This is a genomic window from Serratia marcescens (assembly GCF_029846115.1).
Classification (GTDB): Bacteria; Pseudomonadota; Gammaproteobacteria; order Enterobacterales; family Enterobacteriaceae; genus Serratia; species Serratia marcescens_L.
Window position 1 is genome coordinate 2587937 of sequence record NZ_JARVZZ010000001.1, and the last position, 25187, is coordinate 2613123.

At 58.2% G+C, this 25187-nt stretch carries 23 protein-coding genes and 1 other annotated feature; of the genes, 10 read left to right on the forward strand and 13 right to left on the reverse strand.

The features are described 5' to 3' along the window. Positions 1–99 precede the first annotated feature (99 nt). The 4 genes from QDT79_RS12145 to gnd all read left to right on the forward strand — a co-directional run bounded on the left by QDT79_RS12145 (position 100) and on the right by gnd (position 7251). Positions 100–933 carry an ABC transporter permease gene (locus QDT79_RS12145; RefSeq protein ID WP_063989342.1) on the forward strand — a complete coding sequence of 278 codons (834 nt, stop codon included), beginning with the start codon at positions 100–102 and terminating at the stop codon, positions 931–933. Then, a complete protein-coding gene (locus QDT79_RS12150) occupies positions 923–2239 on the forward strand; it encodes an ABC transporter ATP-binding protein (protein ID WP_049205871.1) in 1317 nt (438 codons plus the stop codon). Before QDT79_RS12145 ends, QDT79_RS12150 begins: the two co-directional genes overlap by 11 nt. Positions 2240–2247: 8 nt before the next feature. Next, a complete protein-coding gene (locus tag QDT79_RS12155) occupies positions 2248–5622 on the forward strand; it encodes a GT99 family glycosyltransferase N-terminal domain-containing protein (protein ID WP_308316552.1) in 3375 nt (1124 codons plus the stop codon). Positions 5623–5844: 222 nt separating this feature from the next. Then, a complete protein-coding gene (gnd, locus tag QDT79_RS12160) occupies positions 5845–7251 on the forward strand; it encodes an NADP-dependent phosphogluconate dehydrogenase (RefSeq protein ID WP_004938815.1) in 1407 nt (468 codons plus the stop codon). 74 nt (positions 7252–7325) lie between these two features. Here the strand turns inward: gnd and hisIE are convergent, their stop codons facing one another. The 9 genes from hisIE to hisL all read right to left on the reverse strand — a co-directional run bounded on the left by hisIE (position 7326) and on the right by hisL (position 14611). Beyond that, complete coding sequence (gene hisIE, locus QDT79_RS12165; RefSeq protein WP_130017487.1) at positions 7326–7946, reverse strand: bifunctional phosphoribosyl-AMP cyclohydrolase/phosphoribosyl-ATP diphosphatase HisIE; 621 nt, start codon at positions 7944–7946, stop codon at positions 7326–7328. Beyond that, positions 7940–8716 (reverse strand): imidazole glycerol phosphate synthase subunit HisF, encoded by a 777-nt coding sequence (hisF, locus tag QDT79_RS12170; RefSeq protein WP_063989345.1) that lies wholly within the window; start codon positions 8714–8716, stop codon positions 7940–7942. Before hisF ends, hisIE begins: the two co-directional genes overlap by 7 nt. Next, positions 8698–9435 carry a 1-(5-phosphoribosyl)-5-[(5-phosphoribosylamino)methylideneamino]imidazole-4-carboxamide isomerase gene (hisA, locus tag QDT79_RS12175; RefSeq protein ID WP_063989346.1) on the reverse strand — a complete coding sequence of 246 codons (738 nt, stop codon included), beginning with the start codon at positions 9433–9435 and terminating at the stop codon, positions 8698–8700. Before hisA ends, hisF begins: the two co-directional genes overlap by 19 nt. A gap of 5 nt (positions 9436–9440) precedes the next feature. Continuing rightward, the gene (gene hisH, locus QDT79_RS12180) at positions 9441–10031 is read right to left on the reverse strand and encodes an imidazole glycerol phosphate synthase subunit HisH (RefSeq protein WP_308316553.1); all 591 of its coding nucleotides are present in this window, start codon (positions 10029–10031) and stop codon (positions 9441–9443) included. Further along, positions 10031–11098, reverse strand: a complete 1068-nt coding sequence (hisB, locus tag QDT79_RS12185; RefSeq protein WP_063989348.1) for a bifunctional histidinol-phosphatase/imidazoleglycerol-phosphate dehydratase HisB — start codon at positions 11096–11098, stop codon at positions 10031–10033. Before hisB ends, hisH begins: the two co-directional genes overlap by 1 nt. Next, entirely contained in the window at positions 11095–12183 is a 1089-nt protein-coding gene (gene hisC / locus QDT79_RS12190) for a histidinol-phosphate transaminase (RefSeq protein ID WP_308316554.1), read from the reverse strand. The genes hisB and hisC overlap by 4 nt, the downstream gene beginning before the upstream one ends. After that, positions 12180–13487, reverse strand: coding sequence for a histidinol dehydrogenase (gene hisD / locus QDT79_RS12195; protein WP_063989349.1), 1308 nt, complete (start codon positions 13485–13487; stop codon positions 12180–12182). The genes hisC and hisD overlap by 4 nt, the downstream gene beginning before the upstream one ends. Positions 13488–13491: 4 nt before the next feature. Further along, on the reverse strand, positions 13492–14391 hold the full coding sequence (gene hisG, locus QDT79_RS12200; protein WP_308316555.1) for an ATP phosphoribosyltransferase: 900 nt from the start codon (positions 14389–14391) through the stop codon (positions 13492–13494). A 70-nt stretch (positions 14392–14461) separates the two neighbouring features. Then, positions 14462–14588: a sequence feature (His leader region), on the reverse strand. Next, positions 14564–14611, reverse strand: coding sequence for a his operon leader peptide (gene hisL, locus QDT79_RS12205; RefSeq protein ID WP_100396937.1), 48 nt, complete (start codon positions 14609–14611; stop codon positions 14564–14566). It overlaps the preceding feature by 25 nt. A 229-nt stretch (positions 14612–14840) precedes the next feature. On the opposite strand from hisL, the gene QDT79_RS12210 reads away from it, so the two are divergent. Then, positions 14841–15665: an SDR family oxidoreductase gene (locus tag QDT79_RS12210; RefSeq protein WP_107227672.1), complete on the forward strand. Its 825-nt coding sequence runs from the start codon at positions 14841–14843 to the stop codon at positions 15663–15665. Between the two features lie 15 nt (positions 15666–15680). Here the strand turns inward: QDT79_RS12210 and QDT79_RS12215 are convergent, their stop codons facing one another. Next, positions 15681–16565 (reverse strand): LysR family transcriptional regulator, encoded by an 885-nt coding sequence (locus QDT79_RS12215; RefSeq protein WP_033637772.1) that lies wholly within the window; start codon positions 16563–16565, stop codon positions 15681–15683. 137 nt (positions 16566–16702) lie between these two features. Here QDT79_RS12215 and QDT79_RS12220 point away from each other — a divergent pair, with 137 nt between their 5' ends. Beyond that, positions 16703–17893, forward strand: coding sequence for an MFS transporter (locus QDT79_RS12220; protein WP_308316556.1), 1191 nt, complete (start codon positions 16703–16705; stop codon positions 17891–17893). Here the strand turns inward: QDT79_RS12220 and QDT79_RS12225 are convergent. Then, positions 17884–18789: a LysR family transcriptional regulator gene (locus QDT79_RS12225; RefSeq protein ID WP_063989352.1), complete on the reverse strand. Its 906-nt coding sequence runs from the start codon at positions 18787–18789 to the stop codon at positions 17884–17886. The two genes, QDT79_RS12220 and QDT79_RS12225, sit on opposite strands and share 10 nt — an antisense overlap. 248 nt (positions 18790–19037) lie before the next feature. On the opposite strand from QDT79_RS12225, the gene speB reads away from it, so the two are divergent. The 4 genes from speB (at position 19038) to QDT79_RS12245 (ending at position 23686) form a co-directional block, all read left to right on the forward strand. Further along, positions 19038–19970, forward strand: a complete 933-nt coding sequence (speB, locus tag QDT79_RS12230) for an agmatinase (protein WP_063989353.1) — start codon at positions 19038–19040, stop codon at positions 19968–19970. A 77-nt stretch (positions 19971–20047) separates the two neighbouring features. Continuing rightward, on the forward strand, positions 20048–21433 hold the full coding sequence (locus QDT79_RS12235) for a sodium:solute symporter family protein (protein WP_308316557.1): 1386 nt from the start codon (positions 20048–20050) through the stop codon (positions 21431–21433). Between the two features lie 16 nt (positions 21434–21449). Next, positions 21450–22877, forward strand: a complete 1428-nt coding sequence (locus tag QDT79_RS12240) for a purine-cytosine permease family protein (RefSeq protein ID WP_107227675.1) — start codon at positions 21450–21452, stop codon at positions 22875–22877. Next, entirely contained in the window at positions 22874–23686 is an 813-nt protein-coding gene (locus QDT79_RS12245) for a nitrilase family protein (RefSeq protein WP_308316558.1), read from the forward strand. Before QDT79_RS12240 ends, QDT79_RS12245 begins: the two co-directional genes overlap by 4 nt. Positions 23687–23748: 62 nt before the next feature. On the opposite strand, the gene QDT79_RS12250 is transcribed toward QDT79_RS12245, so the two are convergent. Together QDT79_RS12250 and QDT79_RS12255 are read right to left on the reverse strand one after the other, a co-directional pair. Beyond that, positions 23749–24732, reverse strand: a complete 984-nt coding sequence (locus QDT79_RS12250; protein ID WP_025302200.1) for a magnesium and cobalt transport protein CorA — start codon at positions 24730–24732, stop codon at positions 23749–23751. Positions 24733–24743: 11 nt separating this feature from the next. Continuing rightward, positions 24744–25163, reverse strand: a complete 420-nt coding sequence (locus tag QDT79_RS12255; protein ID WP_063989357.1) for a GNAT family N-acetyltransferase — start codon at positions 25161–25163, stop codon at positions 24744–24746. Positions 25164–25187: the final 24 nt, after the last annotated feature.

Consider the following 25187-nt stretch of genomic DNA (forward strand, 5'->3'; position numbering starts at 1 on the left):
GTTTTATGAGTTCAATTACATCTAAGGTATTGATTATGTTTGTTATGACTGGATGCAATTTCGAAGCGCAAAGTGTTGGTATGGCAGCGGGGTGGGGCAATGAGTAACCCTCATAAATCGCAACCCCTGTCACCCCTAGCTCTGATCCGTAACATTTGGGGATTCAAATCGCTGATCTTGCAAATGACAAAACGTGAGGTTGTTGGGCGATACAAGGGTTCCACGATGGGACTGGCATGGTCGTTTCTCAATCCTTTGTTTATGTTGACGGTCTATACATTTGTTTTTTCGGTTGTTTTTAAAGCCCGTTGGTCCGTCGGCGGAGATGAAAGCCGTACGCAGTTTGCTGTGATCCTCTTTGTTGGTATGATTGTGCATGGCTTTTTTGCCGAGGTGGTTAATCGGGCACCGCAAATTATCCTAGGGAATACCAACTATGTGAAGAAAGTGGTTTTCCCTTTGGAAACGTTGCCAGTGATTGGGTTATGCGCTGCGTTGTTCCATACCCTGATTAGCTTGGTCGTACTGTTATGTGCATTCTTTTTGTTCAACGGTTTTCTGCACTGGACTATCGTTTTTATACCGTTAGTTTTCTTGCCGCTGGTCATTTTTTGCCTTGGATTGGCTTGGATATTGGCATCCCTGGGTGTTTTTATACGCGATGTTGGGCAGACGACTGTAATTATCACGACGGTGATGATGTTTCTGTCACCAGTCTTTTTCCCTATCACGTCGTTACCGGAAAAATATCGTATTTGGATAATGCTTAATCCCTTAACATTTATTATTGAGCAATCACGGAATGTCTTAATTTGGGGGCGTTTGCCAGAATGGCAAGGTTTGGCTGTTTACACCCTGGCGGCATCATTGGTTGCATGGTTCGGTTTTGTATTCTTCCAGAAAACCAGAAAGGGGTTTGCTGATGTCCTCTAATGAAATCGCGATCCAAGTGACTGCATTGAGCAAATGTTATCAGATTTATGATCGTCCACGAGATCGTTTAAAACAGTTTTTTGCTCCGAGGTTACAACGTGTAGTACGACGTGAATCTCGCCGCTATTTTCGCGAGTTTTGGGCACTTCGCGATGTCTCATTCTCAATCAAGAAAGGTGAGACCGTAGGTATTATCGGACGAAATGGTGCAGGTAAGTCAACGTTATTACAGATGATATGCGGTACGCTGACTCCAACTCAGGGAGAAATACAAGTCAATGGCCGTATCGCGGCCCTACTTGAGTTAGGCGCAGGGTTCAATCCTGAGTTTACCGGGCGTGATAATGTCTATCTTAATGGTTCTGTTCTAGGTTTTTCCCGTGAACAGATCGATGAGCGTTTCCAGGAGATTACGGACTTCGCAGATATTGGCGAATTTATCGATCAACCCGTTAAAACATACTCAAGCGGGATGTATATTCGCCTGGCTTTTGCTGTCCAAGCCTGTGTCGAACCTGAAATCCTTATCGTAGACGAGGCGTTAGCCGTAGGCGATATCGGTTTTCAATATAAATGCTATAAACGCATGGAGGCTCTTCGTGCTAAGGGGGTCACTATTATCATGGTGACTCACTCTACCGGTAGTATTCTGGAATACGCTGACCGTTGTTTGGTTATGAACAATGGGGAGTTAGTGGGCGACACCTATGACGTACTGGCTGCTGTTCTGGCTTATGAGAAAGGAATGCTGTTGTCGCAAGCAGTGAAACGAGAGAATACGGGCAAGATCTCCTCGTCTGTTGTGATGAATCAATCTGACTTGCAGGGTTTGCAACAGGGGCAGCTGAATACTGAAGTGGGAGAAAAGCGCTTTGGCAGTGCTCGAGCGATTATTCAAAATCTCGAAGTGATAAAATCGGATGGTACTTCGCTCTCCGATAAGCCTTTGGTACGTTCTGGTGATGAACTGACCTTGGATTTTACCATCCTTGCTTCAGAAGAGATTCGAGATGTTGCTTTGGGAATCTCCATCTCTAAAGCGCAGGGTGGAGATATTTGGGGGGACAGCAACATTGGAGCCGGTAAACCTTTAATCCTCAAGGCTGGTGAGCAGCATGTGATTTATAAGGTTAAATTACCAATTAACTCAGGAGATTACTTGGTCCATTGCGGCTTGGCATCCCTGCAAGGCGGCGAGCGAGAAGAGTTGGATCAACGTAGACCAATGATGAGATTGAAGTTTTGGTCCTCTCGTGAACTCGGGGGGGTTGTTTATGCCCCTATCAGTGTTTTAAGCGAGGAGTAATTAGAGCAATGATTGCTGTATTCTTACCGCCATATCCGTTTAGGGGAGTGAAAGCTCCCTATTTATGGATATTTTATCGCTTGCTTAACTCATTGCAGCAGCGTTCACTTTTTATCGCCGGTAATGATTACTTGTTGTCTCCGGAAGAGTGGCGCAAGTCAGAACGTTGGGAATTTGATGTACCTACAATGAATAATTTGGGTTACAGCATCCCGTCTGGTGAGCTATTGGCTAGCCATGATTATTACCATTTGAGCGATAGTGTATTTGAGAGTTTATTAGACTCTTCAAACCACAATCCGATGTTGGCGTTCAAGAAAATGCTGACCCAGCGAATCCCCGAGCTGGAAGCAGAGCTGCTAAACTATCTCCAAGGCTATGAGTCTGGAAAGATAGAGGGAATACTGTCAATCTGCAATTGCCCTTCTCTGGAAGCCGTTGCCGAGTCTTTATCTATTCCTGTTATGCACTTTGAAGTGGGGCCGTTGAGAATGCCCTCTTATTATAGTACAGGGTATTTGGATTTCTCAGGTGTTAACGGTCACACAGAGGCGGAGAAGCGCTATTTGGCGGTTCAGGAACAGTGCCAGGTCGATCTTTCCATAGAGAAGTTGCATCGTTACTTCCTGCGTGTGCCAAATACTCACGAGCAGCAATGTGATGCCGATCTGGGGATCGTATTACAGGTTGAAGACGATTCAAATCTTGTTGCTTATGGTGAAGAGTTTACTAATCTGACGTTGCTTTCATATGCACGTACACGTTTTCCAAAGAAAAAATTATTAATTCGCACTCATCCTGGTAGTCAGTTCCAGCTCAAGGAAGGGGACTATGAGATCGACAGTTCACCGACCAGTTTGTCTTTCGTCCAGCGTTGTCGCGAGATTTTAACGATTAATTCTAGTGTGGGATTAGAAGGGATTTTCGCTGGTATACCAACGACAGTCGTTGGTGACAGCTCATATAAATATGTAACCTTGGCCGACGATGAAAAAGAAAGAACTAATCGTTTGGCATTTTATCTATTCTCATACTTAGTTCCATTCGAATTGATTTTCGATATTGATTATCTGCGATTCCGTTTATCTCGGCCAAGTGAACAGGCCATAGTCAGTCGCCATATTGAATATTATTCTACTGAGAAGGAAGGATTGTTAAAAATGCAGAGGTTGACTCTGGGTGAGTTGCTATCAAAACAGGTTAAGCAAGAAAATGAGAAGCAGGATGATATGCAACAAAAAATTCGTGTTGCGGAGCATCATCTGATGATCGATAACGAAGAAAAGCAGGCGATGATCTCTTCTATGCAAGAGCAATTGCTGTTGCTTCAGGAAACGCTTATAAAACAGCGAGAGCAACAGCTGGCCACTCAGCAATTATTGGAGAATGCGCAAAAAGAAGTTCTTCTTTTAAATGATAATTATGTTGAAGACGAGCCTCTTAAATTAAAAGTTGAAACACTGAGTCAACAGCTTAGTGAAAGTCAGTCCGACATGAATAATATGCGAAAAAGTCTGTCGTGGCGACTAACGGTACCTGTTCGCATGCTTGGTCGAGCCATTCGTGGTGAATTTGGGGTAATCAGGGATATATCCAGACACTACATGCGACAGCGTAAAGGGGCGAAACCGACCTCTTTGGTTGGGAAAAGTTGGCAAGCGTTTCGTGCAAGCCCGCACCCTTATAAAACTTTGCTTCGCAAAACTAAAGTGGCAGGTAAACTATTGTTAACCGGCCGTTTCGGTGAGTTGCGTAGCAGTCTTCTGCGTGTGGCGAAGAATACCGCTAATACGCCGATGCCGTTAGTTAATATAGATACCGACCATATTGTTATTCTCACTACCAGACATACATTGTTTGTGGCCCATTTGCTTGAGAAAACGCTTGTAGAGGTGGGGCGCGGTGTTACCATAATTGAAGCATACTCGGCGCTGGCGGACAGTGGGCAACTGCATATTGTTATTTGTCCTCAAATTTTTGCTGAGCTGCCGAAAAATTTTGTTGCGTTCCAAATGGAACAGTCTATTAACCCACGTTGGTTTACGCCAGAGTATTTTGCGATTCTCGAACGTGCAATGGCAATATTTGACTATTCCCTGACTAACATTAATTACTTATTAGAACATGGTATCCCTTATCAGAAATTGTTCTACCTCCCAATTGCTTCTTTTGCAGACTACAGCTCGAAATTGACCCAGAAAGGTCATAAGTTGAACGGCAATGAGGAGCAAGTTGACGTTCTCTTCTATGGTGATACGAATTGTGAGCGTCGCCGTCATTATCTTGAAGAATTGGGACAACGTTTTAATGTTCATATTGCCTCTGGTGTATTCGGTGATGAGCTGACCAGGCTGGTGAAAAATGCCAAACTGGTTATTAACCTGCATTACTATGAAAATGCTTTGCTTGAGACCACACGTATTTACGAAGTGCTATCGTTAGGAACGCCGATTGTTAGTGAAGAGAGTGTGGATATTGCAGAGCACACATCCCTCTTTGATGTTATTGATTTTGCTCCTATTGGCGATATTGACGCAATGGCGAAAAAAATTGATCGTCTCTTGAACGATCAAGAATATCATGCTAGCCGTAAGAAAAATATTGCGTTGTTCACTCATAGTGACAACAACTTTGAAGGTTATTTCAAACGCTATCTTTTGGCGAATGATTTGATTGATTTCGAAACTTATAAAAATGGCGTTGATTTTATCCCAGCGATAGAGGCGGATATTCCAAAACTCTGCCTCTCACTAACGGAAACACCGGTACGGAAGCAAGATTTCCTCAGTAAGCCTACCCATGGTTTCAAGGTTATTGAGGGAGTTCGACACCGTATTGGCTGGATCGGATGTGGCATGAGTTATAAATACATGTTGTCCGTACTTGCCGATCGTAATACCGAAATGGCTATGATCTGCGAGGACGATGCGTTATTCCCTGACGATTTTGACATTAAACTTGAGAAGATTGTCACTTATTTGGAGCGCAGCAATTGGGATTGGCACATTTTCTCGGGCATTATTGCGCATTTGAATGAAGATACGGAGATTCTGGCTGTCGAGGAGGTCGATGGTATTGAGTATATTTATATTAATCGCATGACAAGCACAGTGATGAATATTTACTCGCGTCGTGGGATTGAGGCAGTTAGCCACTGGGATGAACGTAACGTCGATGCTCAAACCAATACCATAGATCGTTATCTGGAGTCGGTGCCGAATCTGGTTGTGGTGACCACTCTACCTTTCCAGGTTGGGCATGCTGAGGATCAAACCTCCACGTTGTGGGGGTTCGTAAATACTCAATATCTGGATATGATCAGCGAAAGTGAGCGTTTATTGAAGGAAAAAGTAGACGCGTTCAAGGCGACCCAAGCACAGTGATTAAAGCCACTGGATTTCGTACTGATTGACTGAGCCTCAGACCACGGCACCTTAGGGTGCCGTGGTTTTTTATGGGGAAGATATGAATATATAGCGACATCATGTGACCTATCGCACCAATCACTACCCACCCGGCTCAATCCTGAGTTAACATGTGTGCCACATCACAAAACCTGCTGGCCGACGTTGCCGGCAGGGTCATCCTCAGACAGGAGTTCCTAAATGTCCAAGCAACAAATCGGCGTTGTCGGCATGGCGGTAATGGGCCGCAACCTCGCGCTGAACATCGAGAGCCGTGGTTACACCGTTTCCATTTTCAACCGTTCTGGCGACAAAACTGACGAAGTGATCGCTGAGAACCCGGGCAAGAATCTGGCGCCGTATTACACCGTTGAAGAGTTTGTCGAATCGCTGGAAAAACCGCGCCGCATCCTGCTGATGGTGAAAGCGGGTGAAGCAACGGATAAAACCATTGCCTCGCTGACTCCGCACCTGGACAAGGGCGATATTCTGATCGACGGCGGCAACACCTACTATCAGGACACCATCCGTCGTAACCGCGAACTGTCCGACCAGGGCTTCAACTTCATCGGTACCGGCGTTTCCGGCGGTGAAGAGGGCGCGCTGAAAGGGCCTTCCATCATGCCTGGCGGCCAGAAAGAAGCTTACGAGCTGGTGGCGCCAATCCTGGAGAAAATCGCTGCGGTTGCGGAAGGCGAGCCTTGCGTGACCTACATCGGCGCAGACGGTGCCGGCCACTATGTGAAGATGGTGCACAACGGCATCGAATACGGCGACATGCAGCTGATTGCCGAAGCCTATTCTCTGCTGAAGCAGGCACTGAACCTGAGCAACGAGCAGCTGGCCGAAACCTTCGCCGAGTGGAACAAGGGCGAACTGAACAGCTACCTGATCGACATCACCAAAGACATCTTCACCAAGAAAGACGAAGAGGGTAAATACCTGGTCGATGTGATCCTGGACGAAGCCGCCAACAAAGGCACTGGCAAGTGGACCAGCCAGAGCTCGTTGGATCTGGGCGAACCACTGTCGCTGATCACCGAGTCGGTGTTCGCACGCTACTTGTCCTCGCTGAAAGATCAGCGCGTTGCCGCCTCTAAAGTGCTGACCGGCCCGAAAGTGGCGCCGTTCACCGGCGACAAAGCTGAATTCATCGAGAAAGTGCGTCGCGCGCTGTATCTGGGCAAGATCGTGTCCTACGCGCAGGGCTTCTCTCAGCTGAAAGCCGCGTCTAAAGAAAACAACTGGGATCTGCACTACGGCGAAATCGCCAAGATCTTCCGCGCCGGCTGCATCATCCGTGCTCAGTTCCTGCAGAAGATCACCGACGCTTACGCGGCGGATGCCGATATCGCCAACCTGCTGCTGGCGCCATACTTCAAGCAAATCGCCGACGAGTACCAGCAGGCGCTGCGTGACGTGGTGGCTTACGCCGTGCAGAACGGTATTCCTACGCCGACCTTCTCCGCTGCGATCGCCTACTACGACAGCTACCGCTCCGCGGTGCTGCCGGCGAACCTGATCCAGGCGCAGCGCGACTACTTCGGTGCGCACACCTATAAACGTATCGACAAGGAAGGCGTGTTCCATACCGAATGGATGGAATAAGCCCGTTCGTTGAACGATAAAAAAAGCCGCCGAGGTTAACGCCCGGCGGCTTTTTTATTGGGCGTGATCTAACGTCACGCTTTTTTCTGATGCCGCTCGCGCAGCCGGCCGATCACCGCACTCAGATCCAGATCCTGGTCCTGCAGCAGCACCAGCAGGTGATAGACCAGATCCGAAGCTTCGTTGGTCAGTTCCTCGCGATCGTTGACCGTGGCGGCCAGCGCGGTTTCCACGCCTTCCTCCCCGACCTTCTGCGCAATGCGCTTGGTGCCGCTGGCGTACAGGCTGGCGGTGTATGAGCTGTCCGGGCTGGCGTGCTTGCGCTCTGCCAACAGCTGTTCCAGCTGATAGAGGAACGTCCAGTCGCTGGCGGCCGGGTGGAAGCAGCTGCTGTTGCCGAGGTGGCAGGTCGGGCCGATCGGGTTGGCCAATACCAGCAGCGTGTCGTTATCGCAGTCCGGCGTGATGCTGACCACTTTGAGGAAGTGGCCGGAGCTTTCACCCTTGGTCCACAGGCGCTGCTTGGTGCGCGAGAAGAAGGTGACGTTGCCGCTCTGCTCGGTGGTCGCCAGCGCTTCCGGCGTCATGTAACCCAGCATCAGCACTTCGCCGGAAACGGCGTGCTGCACGATGGCCGGCATCAGGCCGTCGGTTTTTTCCCAGTCCAGCTGGTTGCTCTGTTGTTCTGTCAGCACACGCGAATCTCCACGCCTTGTTCAACCAGGAACCTTTTCAGTTCGCCGATATTGATGATTTGTTTGTGGAACACCGACGCCGCCAGCGCGCCGTCAACGTCCGCATCGCGGAACGCTTCCAGGAAGTGCGCCATGGTGCCCGCGCCGCCGGAGGCGATCAGCGGCACCTTGCAGGCCTCGCGTACCAGGCGCAGCTGCTGCAGATCGTAACCGTTGCGCACGCCGTCCTGGTTCATCATGTTCAGCACGATCTCCCCGGCGCCGCGGCGCTGCACTTCCTGTACCCAGTCGAGGGTTTCCCACTGGGTGATGCGGGTGCGGCTCTCGTCGCCGGTATATTGGTTGACGTGATACTTGCCGGTTTCACTGTCGAACCAGGTGTCGATGCCCACGACGATACACTGCACGCCAAAGCGTTCTGCCAGGCGGCTAATCAGCTCAGGATCGGCCAGCGCCGGCGAGTTGATCGAAATCTTGTCGGCGCCGAAAGACAGGATCTGGCTGGCGTCCTCGGCACTTTTAATGCCGCCGGCGACGCAGAACGGAATATCAATCACCTCCGCCACGCGCGATACCCAACTTTTGTCCACCACCCGGCCGTCGCTTGAGGCGGTGATATCGTAAAACACCAGCTCGTCCGCACCTTCTTGCGCATAGCGCTGCGCCAGCGGCACGATGTCGCCGATGATTTCGTGGTTGCGGAACTGCACGCCTTTCACCACTTGCCCGTCTTTAACATCCAGGCACGGAATTATCCGTTTTGCCAGCATGCGATCGCCTCCTCAACGCTAAATTTACCTTCCAGCAGGGCGCGCCCCACGATCACGCCGGCAACGCCGCTGCCGCGCAGCTGGGCGATGTCATCCAGACTGCCAATGCCGCCCGAAGCCTGGAAGGCCACCTGCGGATAACGGCGGCTGATCGCCTGATACAGCGCCACGTTGGAACCGGCCAGCGTACCGTCGCGCGAAATATCGGTGCACAGCACGTGTTTCAGCCCGTAGGGCAGGAACTGCTCCACCACCTGTTCAAGCGTGGCGTCGGAATCCTCCTGCCAGCCGCTGATGGCCACGCGTTTCACGCCCTGCGCGTCGATGCGCACGTCCAGCGCCAGCACCAGCGCGTCGGCGCCGTAGCGCCCGAACCAGCTCTGCACCAATTGCGGCTGTTTCACCGCGGTAGAGCCGATCACCACGCGCGTGGCGCCGGCCTCCAGCAGGGCGCTGACGTCTTGCTCGTTGCGGATGCCGCCGCCGACCTGAACCGGCACGTCAACCCCCGCCAGCAGCTTGCGCAGCAGCGCGATCTGGCGCGCCGTCGGATCCTTGGCGCCGGTCAAATCGACCAGGTGCAGCACCTGCGCGCCCTGTTGTTGATAGTCCTGCAGGCGCAACAGCGGATCGTTGCCGTAGTCGCGCTGTTGGCCGTAATCGCCCTGATGCAAACGCACTACGTTGCCGTCGATCAAATCCAAAGCCGGAATAATCATGCTGCCTACATCTCCAGAAAGTTTTTCAACAGTTGCGCACCGGTCTCTCCAGAACGTTCTGGATGAAACTGCACGCCGAAGAAGTTGTCTTTTTGCACGGCGGCGGTGAAGGGCTCGCCGTAGTTCGCCTGAGCGATGGTGCTGGGGCATATCGGCATCGCATAGCTGTGAACGAAATAGAAGTAGGCGCCGTCATCGATGCCGCGGAACAGGTGGTGGCCCGCCTGCGCGGACACCTGATTCCAGCCCATGTGCGGCAGCGGCAGGCCGAAGTCGGTCATCTGCTTCACCGGCGTATCGATGAGGCCGAGTGTCGCCACGCCGCCGTTCTCTTCGCTGCTGGCCGCCAGCAGCTGCATGCCGAGGCAGATGCCCAGCACCGGTTGAGAGCAGGCCTTGATCAGCTCGATCAGATCCCGCTCGCGCAGTTGATCCATCGCCGCCTGTGCGGTACCGACGCCCGGCAGGAACAGCTTGTCGGCGCGCAGCACGATCTCCGGATCGCGGCTCACCTCCGGCTGGTAACCCAGGCGCCGCACCGCGTAGGTGACGGAGGCCAGGTTGGCGCAGCCGGTATCCAAAATCACCACGTTCATCACAGCACTCCTTTCGAGCTCGGCAGGGTATTGCCCTCGACGCGGATCGCCTGGCGCAGCGTGCGGCCAAACACTTTGAACAGGCTCTCGACCCGATGGTGATCGTTTTTGCCCTTGGTCTTCAGGTGCAGCGTGCAACCCATGGTGTAGGAGAGCGAACGGAAGAAGTGCTCGACCATTTCGGTGCTGAGATCGCCGACGCGCTGATAGTTGAACTCGGCCTTGTACTCCAGGTGTGGGCGGCCGGAGATATCCAGCGCGCAGCGCGCCAGGCATTCGTCCATCGGCAACACGAAGCCGAAGCGGGCGATGCCGCGCTTGTCGCCGAGCGCCTTGTTCAGCGCTTCACCCAGCGCCAGGCCGGTGTCTTCCACCGTGTGGTGATCGTCGATATACAGATCGCCTTTGACGTCGATCTCCATGCGGAAGCCGCCGTGGGTGGCGATCTGATCCAGCATGTGATCGAAGAAGCCGACACCGGTTTTGATCTTGCTGCCGCCTTCGCGATCCAGCCAGACGTTGACGTCGATCTGCGTCTCTTTGGTCACGCGGTTAACCCGCGCGTGGCGATCGCGCAGGGTCAGCTGGCGCACGATCTCTTTCCAGCCCAGCACGCCGCGCTGGTAGCGCAGCCCCTGGATGCCCATGTTTTCCGCCAGCTGCACGTCGGTCGGCCGATCGCCGATCACGTAGCTGTGGGCGGCATTCAGCACACCGGGTTCGAGGTAACCCTTCACCAGCGCGGTTTTCGGCTTGCGGCAGTCGCAGTTGTCCGCCGGCAGGTGCGGGCAGATCAGCACATCGGCGAATTGAATGCCCTGCGAGCTGAGGATCTGCATCATCAGGTTGTGCGGCGGATCGAAGGTTTCCTGCGGGAAACTGGCGGTGCCGAGCCCATCCTGATTGGTGATCATCACCAGCTGATACCCCGCCTGTTGCAGCGCCAGCAGGGAAGGGATCACGTCCGGCTCGAGTGCCAGCTTGTCCAGGCGGTCAACCTGGAAATCTTCCGGTGGCTCGGCGATCAGCGTGCCGTCACGATCGATAAAGAGGGTTTTTTGGCTCACATTGGCTCCTGGCGAGTCGGGTTGGCGCCGGGCAGGGCGGACAAGGCGTCCACCACGCGTTGACATTCGTCGCGGGTGCCTATGGTGATGCGCAGGCAGCCGGACAACCCGGGCTGTTTGTTTTGGTCTCGTAAGATAATGCCCTGATCCCACAAGCTTTTAAACACATTACTTGAGGCAGTGAAGCGGGCCAGCAGGTAATTGCTGTCGCTGGCGAAAACCTGCTCGACGCAGGCGCATTTTTCCAGCTGTTGCTGCAGCCAGCTGCGGGTGGCGGCGATGTCGGTGACGCGCTGGCGCATGGTGCGGATACCTTCTTCGCTCAGCGCCTGCGCGGCGATATCCGCCACCGGCGTCGAGAGCGGGTAAGGCGCGATCACCTTCAGCAGCAGGGCGATCAGATCTTCGTTGGCGAGCGTAAAGCCGCAGCGCAGGCCGGCCAGCGCAAAGGCCTTCGACAGCGTGCGCAGGATAGCCAGGTGCGGATAGTCGCTCAGCCACCCGGCCACCGAGGCCTGCGGGCAAAACTCGATATAGGCTTCGTCCACCGCGACGATCGCCTTGCCTTTGGCCAGCTCCAACAGGCTGCGCAGAGAGTCCGGATCGATCAGGTTGCCGGTCGGGTTGTTCGGGCTGCAGACGTAGATCAGCTTCACGTTGTCCAGACTGTCTGCGATGGCCGGCAGATCCAGCTGCCAGTCCTCTTTGGCGGCTACGGTGCGGCGCTCCACGCCGAAAGTTTCGGCGCTGACGGCGTACATGCCGTAGGTCGGCGGGCAGAACAGAATGGCGTCTTTACCCGGCTCGCAGAAGGCGCGGATCAGCAGCTCGATGCCTTCATCGGCGCCGCGGCTGACCAGCACCTGCTCTTTCTTCACCCCGGCGTAGGCGGCGTAGCGTTCGATCACCAACGCCGGCTGGCACTCCGGATAGCGGTTGAAGGTTTGTGCGGTCAGCTGGAACTCGGGCGCGATCGGGTATTCGTTGGCGTTCAACCACACGTCGCCCTTACCGCCGAGGCGGCGCGCCGATTGATAAGGGGTCAGCTCGCGAACGTTGGCGCGCGTCAGTTTTTCGATGCTCATGCTTGCTCCTTCAGGGCGGCGACGCGCAAGGTCACGGCGTTCTTGTGGGCGATCAGCTGCTCGGCGGCAGCCAGGGTCTCGATGGTGGCGGCCAGGTTGCTGAAGCCCTGCGGCGTCAGCTCCTGCACTGTCATGCGTTTTTGAAAATCGGCCAGCCCCAGGCTGGAGCAGGTGGCGGTGTAGCCGTAGGTCGGCAGCACGTGGTTGGTGCCGGAGGCGTAATCGCCGGCGGACTCCGGCGACCAGTCGCCGAGGAACACCGAACCGGCGCTGGTGATGTCGTCTACCAGCTCGCGCGCATTGCGGGTCTGAATGATCAGGTGCTCCGGGCCGTAGCGGTTGCTGATGGCCACGCACTCAGGCAGATCGCGCGCCACAATCAGGCGGCTGCTCGCCAGCGCCTGGCGGGCGGTCTCGGCGCGCGGCAGCTCGGCCAGCTGGCTTTCCACCGCATCGGCCACCGCCTGCGCCATTGCCGCGTCCGGCGTCAGCAGGATCACCTGCGAATCCGGGCCGTGTTCGGCCTGCGACAGCAGATCGGAAGCGACGAACGCCGGGGTAGCGCCGGCGTCGGCGATCACCAGCACCTCCGAAGGCCCGGCCGGCATGTCGATGGCCGCGCCGTCGAGACGCTGGCTGACCTGCCGCTTGGCTTCGGTCACGAAGGCGTTGCCCGGCCCGAATATTTTCGCTACGCGCGGTACGCTTTCGGTGCCGAACGCCAGGGCGGCGATCGCCTGCGCGCCCCCGACCTGAAACACTTCCTGCACGCCGCACAGCTGTGCCGCATACAGGATCTCATCGGCGATCGGTGGCGGCGAGCACAGCACCACCCGGCGGCAACCGGCGATGCGCGCCGGCGTCGCCAACATCAGCACGGTGGAGAACAGCGGTGCCGACCCGCCGGGAATATACAGGCCCACCGAGTCGATTGGGCGGGTCACCTGCTGACAGCGCACGCCCGGCTGCGTTTCGACGTCCACCGGCGGCAGTCGCTGCGCGTTGTGGAAGGTGTCCACGTTGGCGACGGCCATCGCCATCGCCTGTTTGATGTCATCGCCCAGCCGCGCGCAGGCGGCGGCGATCTGCTCGGCGCTGACGCGCAGTGCGGCGACGTCCGCCTTGTCGAAACGGGCGCTGTAGTCGCGCAGCGCCCGATCGCCGTTGGCCTTCACGTTGTCGAGGATCTCGCTCACCGTGCGGGTGATGCTGTCGGAAGCGGCGATTGCCGGGCGCATCAGCAGCTCGGCCTGGCGTTCGGCGCTGCACGTTGCCCAATCGATCGGCGTGTTGAAGGTCGACATGGCGTTACTCCATCATCTTTTCAATCGGCAGCACCAGAATCGAGCTGGCGCCGAGCGCTTTCAGTTTTTCCATGGTTTCCCAGAACAGGGTTTCGCTGCTGACCATGTGCATCGCCACGCGGTTCTGCGCGCCGGCCAGCGGCAGAATGGTCGGGCGCTCGGCGCCCGGCAGCAGCGCGACGATCTCGTCCAGTTTATCGCTCGGCGCGTGCAGCATGATGTATTTGGATTCGCGCGCCTGGATCACGCCCTGAATGCGGGTCATGAGGCGGTCGATCAGCTGCTGTTTGGCTTCCGGCATTTCGCCGTCGCGCTGGATCAGGCAGGCCTTGGAGCGGTAGATCACCTCCACTTCGCGCAGGCCGTTGGCCTCCAGCGTGGCGCCGGTAGAGACCAGATCGCAGATGGCGTCGGCCAGGCCGGCGCGCGGCGCCACTTCCACCGAACCGTTCAGCAGGCAAGATTTGAAGCGCACGCCCTGCTGGTCGAGGTATTGCTTCAGCAGGTGCGGGTAAGAGGTGGCGATGCGGGCGTCCTGCAGGCTTTGCGGGCCGGCGTATTCGGCGTCGAGCGGGGTGGCCAGCGACAGGCGGCAGCCACCGAAATCGAGGCGGCGCAGGGTGAAGTAACGCGGGTCTTCGCCCTGAGCGCGGCGGCTGAGCAGCTCTTCTTCCAGCACGTTTTCGCCGATGATGCCCAGATCGACCACGCCGTCCATCACCAGGCCCGGAATGTCGTCGTCGCGCACGCGCAGGATATCGATCGGCATGTTCTCGGCGAAGGCGATCAGACGCTGCTGCTGCAGGTTGATCTTGATGCCGCAGCGCGCCAGCAGTTCCTGGGATTCATCGCTCAGGCGGCCCGACTTCTGCATTGCGATCCGTAAACGTGTCTTGTCCAGCATGGTAACCTCTGTTTAATCTGTAATTTTATGAATTTATTGTAAAAACTATTCTTTTTGTCTGTCCGGAGCCAAAAAAAAACCCTCGGAAGATATCTTCCGAGGGCTCTCTCTTGCGTTCTGCGCGCCACTGGAAGATTAACAAACCGTCTTCCAGCACTCATCGCCTGAAAGACTAGTCAGGGTGATGGTGATGATGGTGGTTGAACTGAACGCGTGTCATGGTGTTTTTCTCTAATCAAAAGCCGGTAAAAACCGTATGCCAATTAAGCTAAACTATCCGCTGTCCACCGCGCAACCCTTTTTTAACGTCATAAATTTAATTTATTGAAACAGGTTAGGTTATTAGCCACACACGGCTTTACCTAACCTTAAGCCGGGCAGATTGTATCGCCGTGCACAGTGGCGTAGCCTTAAGAGCAGGGCGCTGCGATCTTCAGGAGAGGAAGAGGATGAAAAAGGTAGCCATTATTGGTTTGGGTTGGCTGGGCATGCCGTTGGCGCTGTCGCTGATGGGGCGCGGGTATGATGTGGTCGGCAGCAAAACCACGCCGGACGGCGTCGAGGCCGCGCGCATGAGCGGCATCGAATGCTATCAACTGGAGCTGACGCCGGAGCTGGTGTGCGATCCGGACGATCTGGAATCGCTGCTGCGCGTGGATGCGCTGGTGGTGACGCTGCCCGCGCGCCGCACCGTCGAAGGCAGCGAGAACTATTTCAATGCGGTGCGCATGCTGGTGGACAGCGCGATGGCCTTCGGCGTGCCGCGGGTGATCTTTACCAGTTCCACCTCGGTGTACGGCGAAACCGCCGGCACGCTGCGCGAAGAGTCGCCGCTGCGGCCGGTCTCGCCGTCGGGCCAGGTGCTGGCCGAGCTGGAGCGCTGGCTGCATGAATTGCCGAACACCTCGGTGGACATTCTGCGGCTGGCGGGGCTGGTGGGCGCCGATCGCCACCCCGGTCGCTTCCTGGCGGGCAAACTCGACGTGAAGGGCGGGTCGCAGGGGGTGAATCTGGTGCACCAGGACGACGTCATCGCCGCCATCCAACTGTTGCTGAAGCTGCCGAAGGGCGGCCATGTGTACAATCTGTGCGCGCCGCATCATCCGGCCAAACGCGAATTTTACCCGGCGCTGGCCGAACAGCTGCACCTGGAGCCGCCGCAGTTCGCCGACGAAGCGGTGCAGGATGAGCGGCTGGTGGACGGCAACCGCATCTGCAACGAGCTGGGTTTTGAGTACCAGTATCCCGATCCGGCGCGCATGCCGGTCAGTTAAGGCAGCCTACGCCGTTTAAAGCGGGAAAAGGTGGCTCGTCACAAAGTCGACGAACAGCCTGATTTTGACTGACAGGTGGCGGCCCGACGGCCAGAGGACATGAAAAACCATGTTCTCGCGGTCGTATTCATCCAGAACCGTCACCAGGCTGCCCTGTTCCAGCTGTCTGCGCACGGCGATTTCCGGCAAATAAGCGATGCCGAGCCCTTGCTCCGCGAAGCACACCTGCGGATCGAGGGTATTTGTCACCATGCTGGCCGGCCGTTCGGGGATCATCTCCGTCTTGTCTCCCAGCGGCCAGACATCCAGTTTGCCGGTGCTGGGAAAGCGATAATGCAAACGGGCATGGCTTGTCAGATCCTCGGGCTTGCTCGGCATACCCGCTTTGCTGAAATAACCCGGCGCGCCAACGAAAACCTTGCGGCAGGTACCCAGCCGGCGGGCAACCAGCCGTGAGTCGCTCGGGGTTCCGCTGCGGATAACGGCATCGAAACCTTCCTCAATCACGTCAACCAGCCGATCCGAATAATCAATATCCAGCTCGATCTCAGGATAGCGGCGTTTGAAGTCCCCCAGTTTTGGCATGAAAAGCGTGCCCAGCGACGGCAGACTGATGCGCAGCTTGCCCTGGGGAGTTCCCCGCGTTTGCAACAGTTCGGCTTCCGCCTCTTTCACCTCGCTCAAAATGCGTCGACACCTTTCCAGGAACAAGGCCCCTTCCGGCGTTAGGTTGACCGTGCGGGTGGAGCGGTGAAACAGCCGCACGCTGAGCCGTTCCTCCAGCCGGGCGATGGTTTTGCTGACCGCCGACGCGGAGATCCCCAGCTGTTGCCCGGCCGCCGTGAAACTGCGGCTTTCACTGACCCGAACGAAAACGTCGAGAGAACCCAGACTTTCCATAGGCTTCCATTCTATTGATGAATTTTTTGTCATGAGTGTTATTCACTTTAGCCTGTTTTTCTTTTATCGGCGAGTGGGCAGCATGATGCAACCGTCATCCGCAATGAGCGGAAACATCTTTGAATGGGGAGTGATTGATGAATCAAACGACGATATCTGCGCCTGCCGGGAGCAGCGAGCGGTTGCCGCTGGGGGGCCTGCTGGCATTGGCGATGGCCGCTTTTATCACGCTGCTGACCGAGATCATGCCGGCGGGCGTGCTTTCTTCGATCGCGGGCGATTTGAACGTATCTGAAAGTCTGGCGGGGCAGTTCATCACCGCCTATGCGGTGGGGGCGTTGGTCGCCGCTATTCCGCTCACCGCATTGACGCAAGGCATGCGGCGCCGCCCCTTGCTCTTGAGTACGATCGGCGGTTTTGCCATCGTTAACCTCGTCACGGCGCTGTCGCATGATTACCACGTCTCATTGGCGACGCGTTTCTTCGCCGGCGTTTTCGGCGGCATCGTTTGGTCCTTGCTGGCCGGTTACGCCGTGCGCATGTCACCGGCCCATCTTGGCGGCCGCGCTATTGCGATCTCCGGCGCCGGCGCCACCCTGGCGCTGGTGCTCGGCGTACCGCTCGGCACGTTGCTTGGCCGAGCCATCGGCTGGCAGGGCGCCTTTGGCCTGATGACGTTGATGGCGCTGATGCTCGTGGTGTGGATCATCGCCATCGTGCCGGATTTCCCCGGCCAGGCTAAGGCGCATCGCCCGTCTCTGAGCGGCGTATTCTTGCAATGCGGGATCCGCGCCGTGCTGTTCGTGGTGTTCACCTTCATCGTTGCCCACAACATTCTGTATATCTACCTGGAGCCTTTCCTCACGCCGTCGGGGTTATCCGAGCGGGTCGATATCGTGCTGTTTATCTTCGGGCTGGGCGCGATTGCCGGATTGGGCGTCGCCGGGATGCTGGTCGATCGACGAGTCCAATCTCTTACGGTGATGAGCATCGTCATCTTTGCCCTCGCCGCCGTGCTGCTGGGAAGTGGGGGGCGGATAGCCCCGATGGTGTATCTCGCGGTCGCATTGTGGGGCGCGGCTTTCGGCGGTTTTGCCACCCTCACGCAGACGGCATTGTCACGCCTTTCCGGCCGTGCGGCCGACGTGGCACAGTCCATGTATACCACGGGCTGGAATACCGCCGTGGCCGCCGGTGGCGCGATCGGCGGCATGCTGCTCGACAGGGGCGGGGCGGCCTCTTTTGCCTGGGCCATTATCGGGCTCCTCATCCTGTCTTTAACCGGCACGCTGTTTGCCATGAATCGGGCGCTGGCCTCTCAGCGATGAGGCGATTGGCGTGCGGCGCGCGCCAAATCCTCCAGCAGCGCGTTCAACGCCTCGTCGGGCTGGACGGGGCGGCTGACCAGGCTGAGCGTGGCGCGGTAAGAGAGCGCCGCGCCGCCCAGCTGCCGCAGCAGCCCCTGTTCCACCCAGCGCGCCGCGTAGTGGGTGGGTAGGTAGCCGAGACAGGTGCCGCTCAGCACCAGATGGGCGACGCTTTCCATATGGTGGGCCACCGCCGCCAGGTGCGGCGGTGCGATCGGACACAGCTGCTGCGCCAGCAGGTAGCCGCGCTTGACCCAGCGCGCGTTTTCAATCTGCTCGCGCTCCGGTTCTTCCACCGCGAACAGCGGGTGATCCTCACTGCAGTAGATCGCCTGCGTCTCTTCCAGCCACGGCTGATAACGCAACGCCTCCAACTGTTGGCCGAAGTAGCCGATGCCCAGATCGAGCTGCCGGTGCAGCAGCCCTTGCTCAATCTCGTTCGGTGAGCAGATGCGGCACTGCAATTGCACGTCCTGATGTCGGCGCTGGAAGTGCTTGATGGCCTGGCTGAACGGGTTGCCCGGCAGCGAAACCAGATTATCCACCAGACCGATCTGCAGATCGCCGGTCAGCAGGCCGTTCAGCGACTGGCTGACCCGGGTGAAGTCGCGGGCGGCGTTGAACAGCGAGCGGCAGGCGATCAACATGCGTTCGCCCTTGGGCGTCAGCCGGAAGCCGGAGCGGCCGCGCTGGCACAGGCGAAAACCCAACCGGGTTTCCAGCGAGGCCAGGTGGGTGCTGATGGTGGACTGGTTCATCAGCAGCGCTTCCTGCGCGGCGCTGACACCCTGGGCTTCCGCCACCGCGACGAACACCCGCAGCAGTTTCAGATCGATATCGCTTAGGTTGGTGAGCATTCCCCCTCCGCAGAACGTCGGCCGGTTAACCCATTTTTAACATCGAAAAAATAGGGGCGGCGCTGAAGATATGGCCTTCCTTATGGCATGAAGTGGAAATAAAAATCAATACTTCAATGAGTTAGTTGCATCTCGTTTTTCGATGTTTACATGCAAAAGCGGGAATGGTAGCCGGGGTGGCCAACGGGGTAGTCTGCGAATGTTGCTCAAATGTTTCAATTCATCGCAGATCAAGACAAGGAAACGCCATGCTGAACCAACCCCAAAGCGGTAACGATATGCCGCGCTTTGCCGGTATTCCCACCATGATGCGCCTGCCCGTAGCCGATCAGGCGCACGGTCTGGACGCCGCCTTTGTCGGCATTCCGCTGGATATCGGCACCTCCAACCGTAGCGGCACCCGCTATGGCCCGCGCCAGATCCGCCAGGAGTCGGTGATGATCCGCCCTTACAACATGGGCACCGGCTCCGCCCCGTTCGAACGGCTGCAGGTGGCCGATCTGGGGGATGTCGCCATCAACCCCTACAGCCTGGCGGACAGCGTGCAGCGCATCGAGGCGGCTTACCACGAGATCCTGGCGCACGGCTGCATGCCGTTGACGCTCGGCGGGGACCACACGCTGACGCTGCCGGTGCTGCGCGCCGTCGCCCGCCGACATGGCCCGGTCGGGCTGATCCACGTCGATGCGCATTCCGACACCAACGAGGAGATGTTCGGCGAACAGCTGGCGCATGGCACCACCTTCCGCCGCGCGTTCGAGGAAGGGCTGCTGGCGCCGGAAAAGGTGGTACAGATTGGCCTGCGCGGCAGCGGCTATGCGGCGGACGACTTCGACTGGTCACGCCGCCAGGGCTTCCGCGTGGTGCCGGCCGAGGCCTGCTGGCACCGGTCGTTGACGCCGCTGATGGCGGAGATCCGCGAACAGATGGGCGATGCGCCGGTTTATCTCAGCTTCGATATCGATGGGCTGGATCCGGCCTTCGCGCCGGGCACCGGCACGCCGGAGGTCGGTGGGCTGTCGGTCTGGCAGGGGCTGGAAATCGTGCGCGGCTGCTGCGGGCTGAACCTGGTGGGCGGCGACGTGGTGGAGGTGTCGCCGCCTTACGATCGCTCCGGCAACACGGCGCTGCTGGCCGCCAACCTGCTGTTTGAAATGTTGTGCGTGCTGCCGGCCCGCTGAGGCCGGTGCACTGACCCTACCGGCGGAGCGGTTGCGTCGGGACCCCTGATAACAATAACAACGGAGTGGAGGTACCCATGAATCTCGATCTGCTGGTCGTGGTGTTTTACTTTCTGGTGATAGGCGCGGTGGGGTGGATGGGCATTCGCCGCGCCAATTCCAAAGAGGCGTATCTGGTCGCCGGGCGCAATCTGGGGCCGGGGCTGTATCTGGGCACGCTGTCGGCGGTGGTGCTCGGCGGCGCATCGACCATCGGCAGCGTTAAACTCGGCTACACCTACGGCATCTCCGGCGTCTGGCTGTGCGGCGCGCTGGGGCTGGGCATCGTGGTGCTGAGCCTGGTGCTGGCCAAGCCGCTGCTCAAACTGAAGCTGTATACCGTCAGCCAGGTGCTGTCGCGGCGCTATCACCCGGCGGCGCGGGTCACCAGCGGCGCGATCATGCTGGCGTATGACCTGATGGTGGCGGTGACCTCGATCATCGCCATCGGCAGCGTGATGCAGGTGATGTTCGGCCTGTCGTTCAGCACGTCTATCCTGCTCGGCGGCGGGCTGGTGGTGCTGTATTCGACGCTGGGGGGGATGTGGTCGCTGACGCTGACCGACATCATTCAGTTCATCATCATGACCGTCGGCATGATGCTGGTGCTGATGCCGATGAGCATCGTCAAGGCCGGTGGCTGGGAGGCGTTCACCAGCCTGCTGCCCGCCGGTTACTACCGGCTGTCGTCGATCGGGCTGGACACCATTCTGGTGTTCTTCCTGATCTACTTCTTCGGCATTCTGATCGGTCAGGACATCTGGCAGCGGGTGTTTACCGCCCGCAGCGCCAACGTGGCGCGCTTCGCCGGGCTGGGGGCGGGCGTCTATTGCGTGCTGTACGGCGTGACCGGTGCGCTGATCGGCATGGCCGGCAAGATCGTGCTGCCGTCGCTCAGCAACACCGACGGCGCCTTCGCCGCCATCGCGCAGGCGGTGTTGCCGGTCGGCGTCAGCGGGCTGGTGGCCGCCGCGGAGTTGGCGGCGCTGATGTCCACCGCCAGCGCCTGCCTGCTGGCCTCTTCCACTATCGCGCTGGAGGACGTATTGCCGGCCATCCGGCGCAAACCTTCCGGCGGGTTGGCCGCCGGGCGCTTCACCACGCTTCTCATGGGCATGGCCATGCTGGGGCTGGCGTTTGTGGTACGTGACGTGCTGGCGGCGCTGACGCTGGCCTATAACCTGCTGGTGGGCGGCATGCTGATCCCGCTGGTGGGGGCGATCTTCTGGCCGCGCGCCACCAGCGCCGGCGCCATTGCCAGCATGTTGACCGGCAGCCTGTGCGTGGTGGGGTTGATGGCCTGGCACGGCATCGACGCCAACAGCCCAATCTACGGCGGCCTGCTGGGCGGCGGCGTCGCCTTCGTGCTGGGCAGCCTGTTGAGCCGCCCGGCAGCACAGCTGCAGCCGCAAACCGAGCGTTGAAAAGACGAGGTGGGACATGAACAATCGCAATGTGGCGTCACGCCCAAAAATTGAAGTGCGCTCGATAGACTATGTGCCCCGTCACGAACGGCATGGCAAGGTTTGGCATCAGGCGCCGTTTTGGTTCACCGGTAATTTCGTTTTGACGACGATGGTGGTCGGTTTCACCGGCCCGGCGCTGGGGTTGGGCGCGCTTTATTCGATGCTGGCCATTGCCGCCGGCGTAGGGTTCGGCACGTTCTTCATGGCGTGCCATGCCAACCAGGGGCCGCGCATGGGGCTGCCGCAGATGATCCAGTCGCGGGCCCAATTCGGCCTGCGTGGGGCCATCGTTCCCTTTGCCGCCGTGGTGTTTGTTTACATCGGCTTCAATGTGTTCAACGTTATTCTCGCGACCGATGCGATCAACACGGTGTTGCCGGGCCACCGCCTGCCCTGGTATGCGTTGCTGATCGCGGTGGCCGTGCTGTTGGCGATCGTCGGCCACGATATGCTGCATGCGGTGCAGCGCTGGCTGACCTATGTGATGATGGCGGTGTTCGGCGTGCTGACAATCGGCGCCGTGTTGTCGCTGCGGATGGACGCCGCCGTCGGCGCCGGGCATTTCTCGTGGGCGGCCTTTTTGATTCAGCTGTCGGCCGCCGCCGGCTACCAGATCAGCTACGCGGTGTACGTCTCCGACTACTCACGCTATTTGCCGCATGAAACGCCGTCTGCCAACGTGATCTTTTGGACTTATCTGGGGGCCGCCGGATCGGCGCTTTGGCTGATGTCGCTGGGCGCATTTCTGGCCTCAGCCCTACCGGCCCCCGATGCGATCGGCAGCGTACAGGCGGTGGGTAATGCCGTTTACCCGGGGTTTGGCACGCTGACCGTGCTGATCGCCGTGCCCTCGCTGGTCGGCATCATGGCGGTCAACTGTTATGGCGCAATGCTGACCAGCCTCAGCGCGATTGACGCGTTCCGTAAAGTGACGCCGACGTTGAGATTACGCATGATCGGCATTGGCGTCGTCGCCCTGACGGTGTTTGCGGTTGCGTTGGCTATCCCGGCAAGCTATCTCACCAGCTTCAATACCTTCGTGCTGCTGATGCTGTATTTCCTGGTGCCCTGGACGGCGGTGAATCTGATGGACTTTTACGTGGTACGCGGCGGGCATTACGCGATCGGTGAAATCTTCAACCCGGCGGGGATCTACGGCCGCTGGGGGCGCTCCGGCCTGACGGCCTACGCGATCGGCCTGCTGGCGATGGTGCCGTTCATGACGTTGGGCTTTTACACCGGCCCCTTTGCTGTTTTACTGGGCGGCGCGGATATCGCTTTTCTGGTCGGCCTGCTGGTAGCCGGGAGCGTTTATGTCGTGATGTGCCGGAAGCTCGATCTTGAAGCCGAACGGCGGGTGGCGTTGTGCTGCGAGGGTTTATTGGAAGGAGAACGGGAGTGAAGGAAAAAATCAGCGTCGCATGCTGCCAGTTAGCGTTGCGGGTCGGGGAAGCGGAACACAATCGGGCGCTGTCCGCCCAGGCTATCCGCCGGGCGGCGCAGCGCGGCGCCAACGTCATCGTGCTGCCGGAGTTGGTGAACAGCGGCTATGTGCTGCGCGATAAGACAGAGGCGCGGGCGTTGGCCGAGGCCGAGGACGGGCCGAGCCTCAGTCTGTGGGTAGCCCTGGCGCGCGAGTTGGATGTGGCGATCGTCGCCGGTTTCTGCGAGCGCCTGCCCGATGGCGAGGTGGCCAACAGTGCGGCATTGATCGATGCGCAGGGGGTGAGGACGATTTATCGCAAAGCGCACCTGTGGCACGAAGAGAGCACCATTTTTACCGCCGGCGATCGGCCGCCGCCGGTCATCGAGACCCGCTTCGGCCGGTTGGCGGTGATGATCTGTTACGATCTCGAATTCCCTGAGTGGGTGCGGCTGCCGGCGCTGGCCGGCGCTCAGCTGCTGTGCGCGCCGGTCAACTGGCCGCTGGCGCCGCGCCCGCAGGGCGAACGGCCGGCGGAGATGGTGAAGGCGCAGGCCAACGCCGCCGTCAATCGGCTGTTCATCGCGGTGTGCGATCGTTGTGAAACGGAGCGCGGCGTTGCGTGGATCGGCGGCTCGGTGATCGTCGACGCCGACGGCTATCCGTTGACGCAGAGCCTGGCGGGCGAAGGCATGGTACTGGCATCGATGGATATCGGCGCGGCTGATGACAAGCACATCGGCCGCCACAATCACGTGCATCGCGATCGGCGGCCGAAGTTGTATTGAAGCGGCGGGGCGGGCTGCCCCGCAGAGGGTTTTCGCCGGCGGGAACAGCCGCCGCTTTTCGCTTACAGCCAGCCCGATTTCTTCAGCTTCTGATACAGGAAAATGCAGCCGACGGCGGTCACTCCCAGCGTGGCGTGGTAGGCCCACGGGAATTTCAGCTCCGGCATGTCGGCGAAGTTCATGCCGTACAGGCTGAAGACCACCGTCGGGATGGCCAAAATCGCCCCCCAGCCCGCCAGCCGTTTCACCACTTCGTTTTGTTTGACCGTCACCAGCGCCAGGTTGACGTGCATGGCGTTGGTCAGCATTTCACGCATGTCGTCAATGTTGCTGACCACCTGATGCGCGTGATCCTGCACGTCGCGCACGTAGGCGCGCAGCTCTTTCGGGATCACCTCTTCGTGCAGGCGGATCAGTTGGTTGCAGATTTCATCCATCGGTAGCGCGGCGTTGCGCAGTGCCAGCAGATGGCGGCGCAGGGTATAGACGTTCTCGATCGCCGCCTGATCGAACTCCGACTGGAACATGTTGGCTTCGATATTCTCGATGGTGCTCTCGAAGCGCGTCACCACGCTGCGGTAGTTGTCCACCACGAAGTCCAGCACCGAATAGAGGGCGAAGCCCGGCCCGCGGCACATCTGCTTGTGGTTCTCTTCCGCCTTGGCGCGGATCGGCGCGTAGCTGGGCGAGGCGCCGTGGCGCACCGTCACCAGAAAGTTTTTGCCGACGAAGAAGTGGGTTTCACCGTATTCGATTTCGTCGTGCTCGCCCCACTGCGCGGTTTTGACCACGATGAACAGCGAGTCGCCGTAGGTTTCCAGCTTCGGCCGCTGATGCGCGCACAGCGCGTCTTCGATCGCCAGATCGTGCAGGCCGAACTCCTCCTGCACCTTGCGCATAAACGCCGGTTCCGGCTGCCTGAGCCCCAGCCAGACGAAGGTGTCCGGCTGTTTGACCACCTCGCTGATATCGTCGATGGTCACTTCGCCCAGCCGTTGGCCGGCTTTGTATGCCACACAGTTCACCACCATGCTTTTGCTGTCCATCCGTCCATCCATTAATCAGTCAGGGTTTTGGTGAGAAAATAACACTCATGTTCCACCGGATAATCTTTCAGCGTCATTTGCAGCTGATAGCCGAGCTTTTCGTAGAACGGCCGCGCCTGGAAGCTGAAGGTATCCAGGCGAGCGTAGCGACAGCCGCGCGCCTGCGCCTCGCGTTCGGCGGCGCGCATCAGCCGGCCGCCGAGGCCGCTGCCGCGTTGGGAGTCCGCCACCCACAGCCACTCGACGCTCAGCCAGTTGCCCCAGGTTTCGGCGGTCAGCCCGCCGATCACCGTGCCGGCCTCGTCGCGCGCATAGACGCTGAGCGGCTTGCGGTGACGGGCGTCGATATGCGGCAGGTTGAAAGCGCGCAGACCTTGCCTGATCGCATCAAGGGTGTGTTCGTCAATCGCGTCGGTAACGGTAATGTCCATGATTCCTCCTGGGTGATGGGTTAA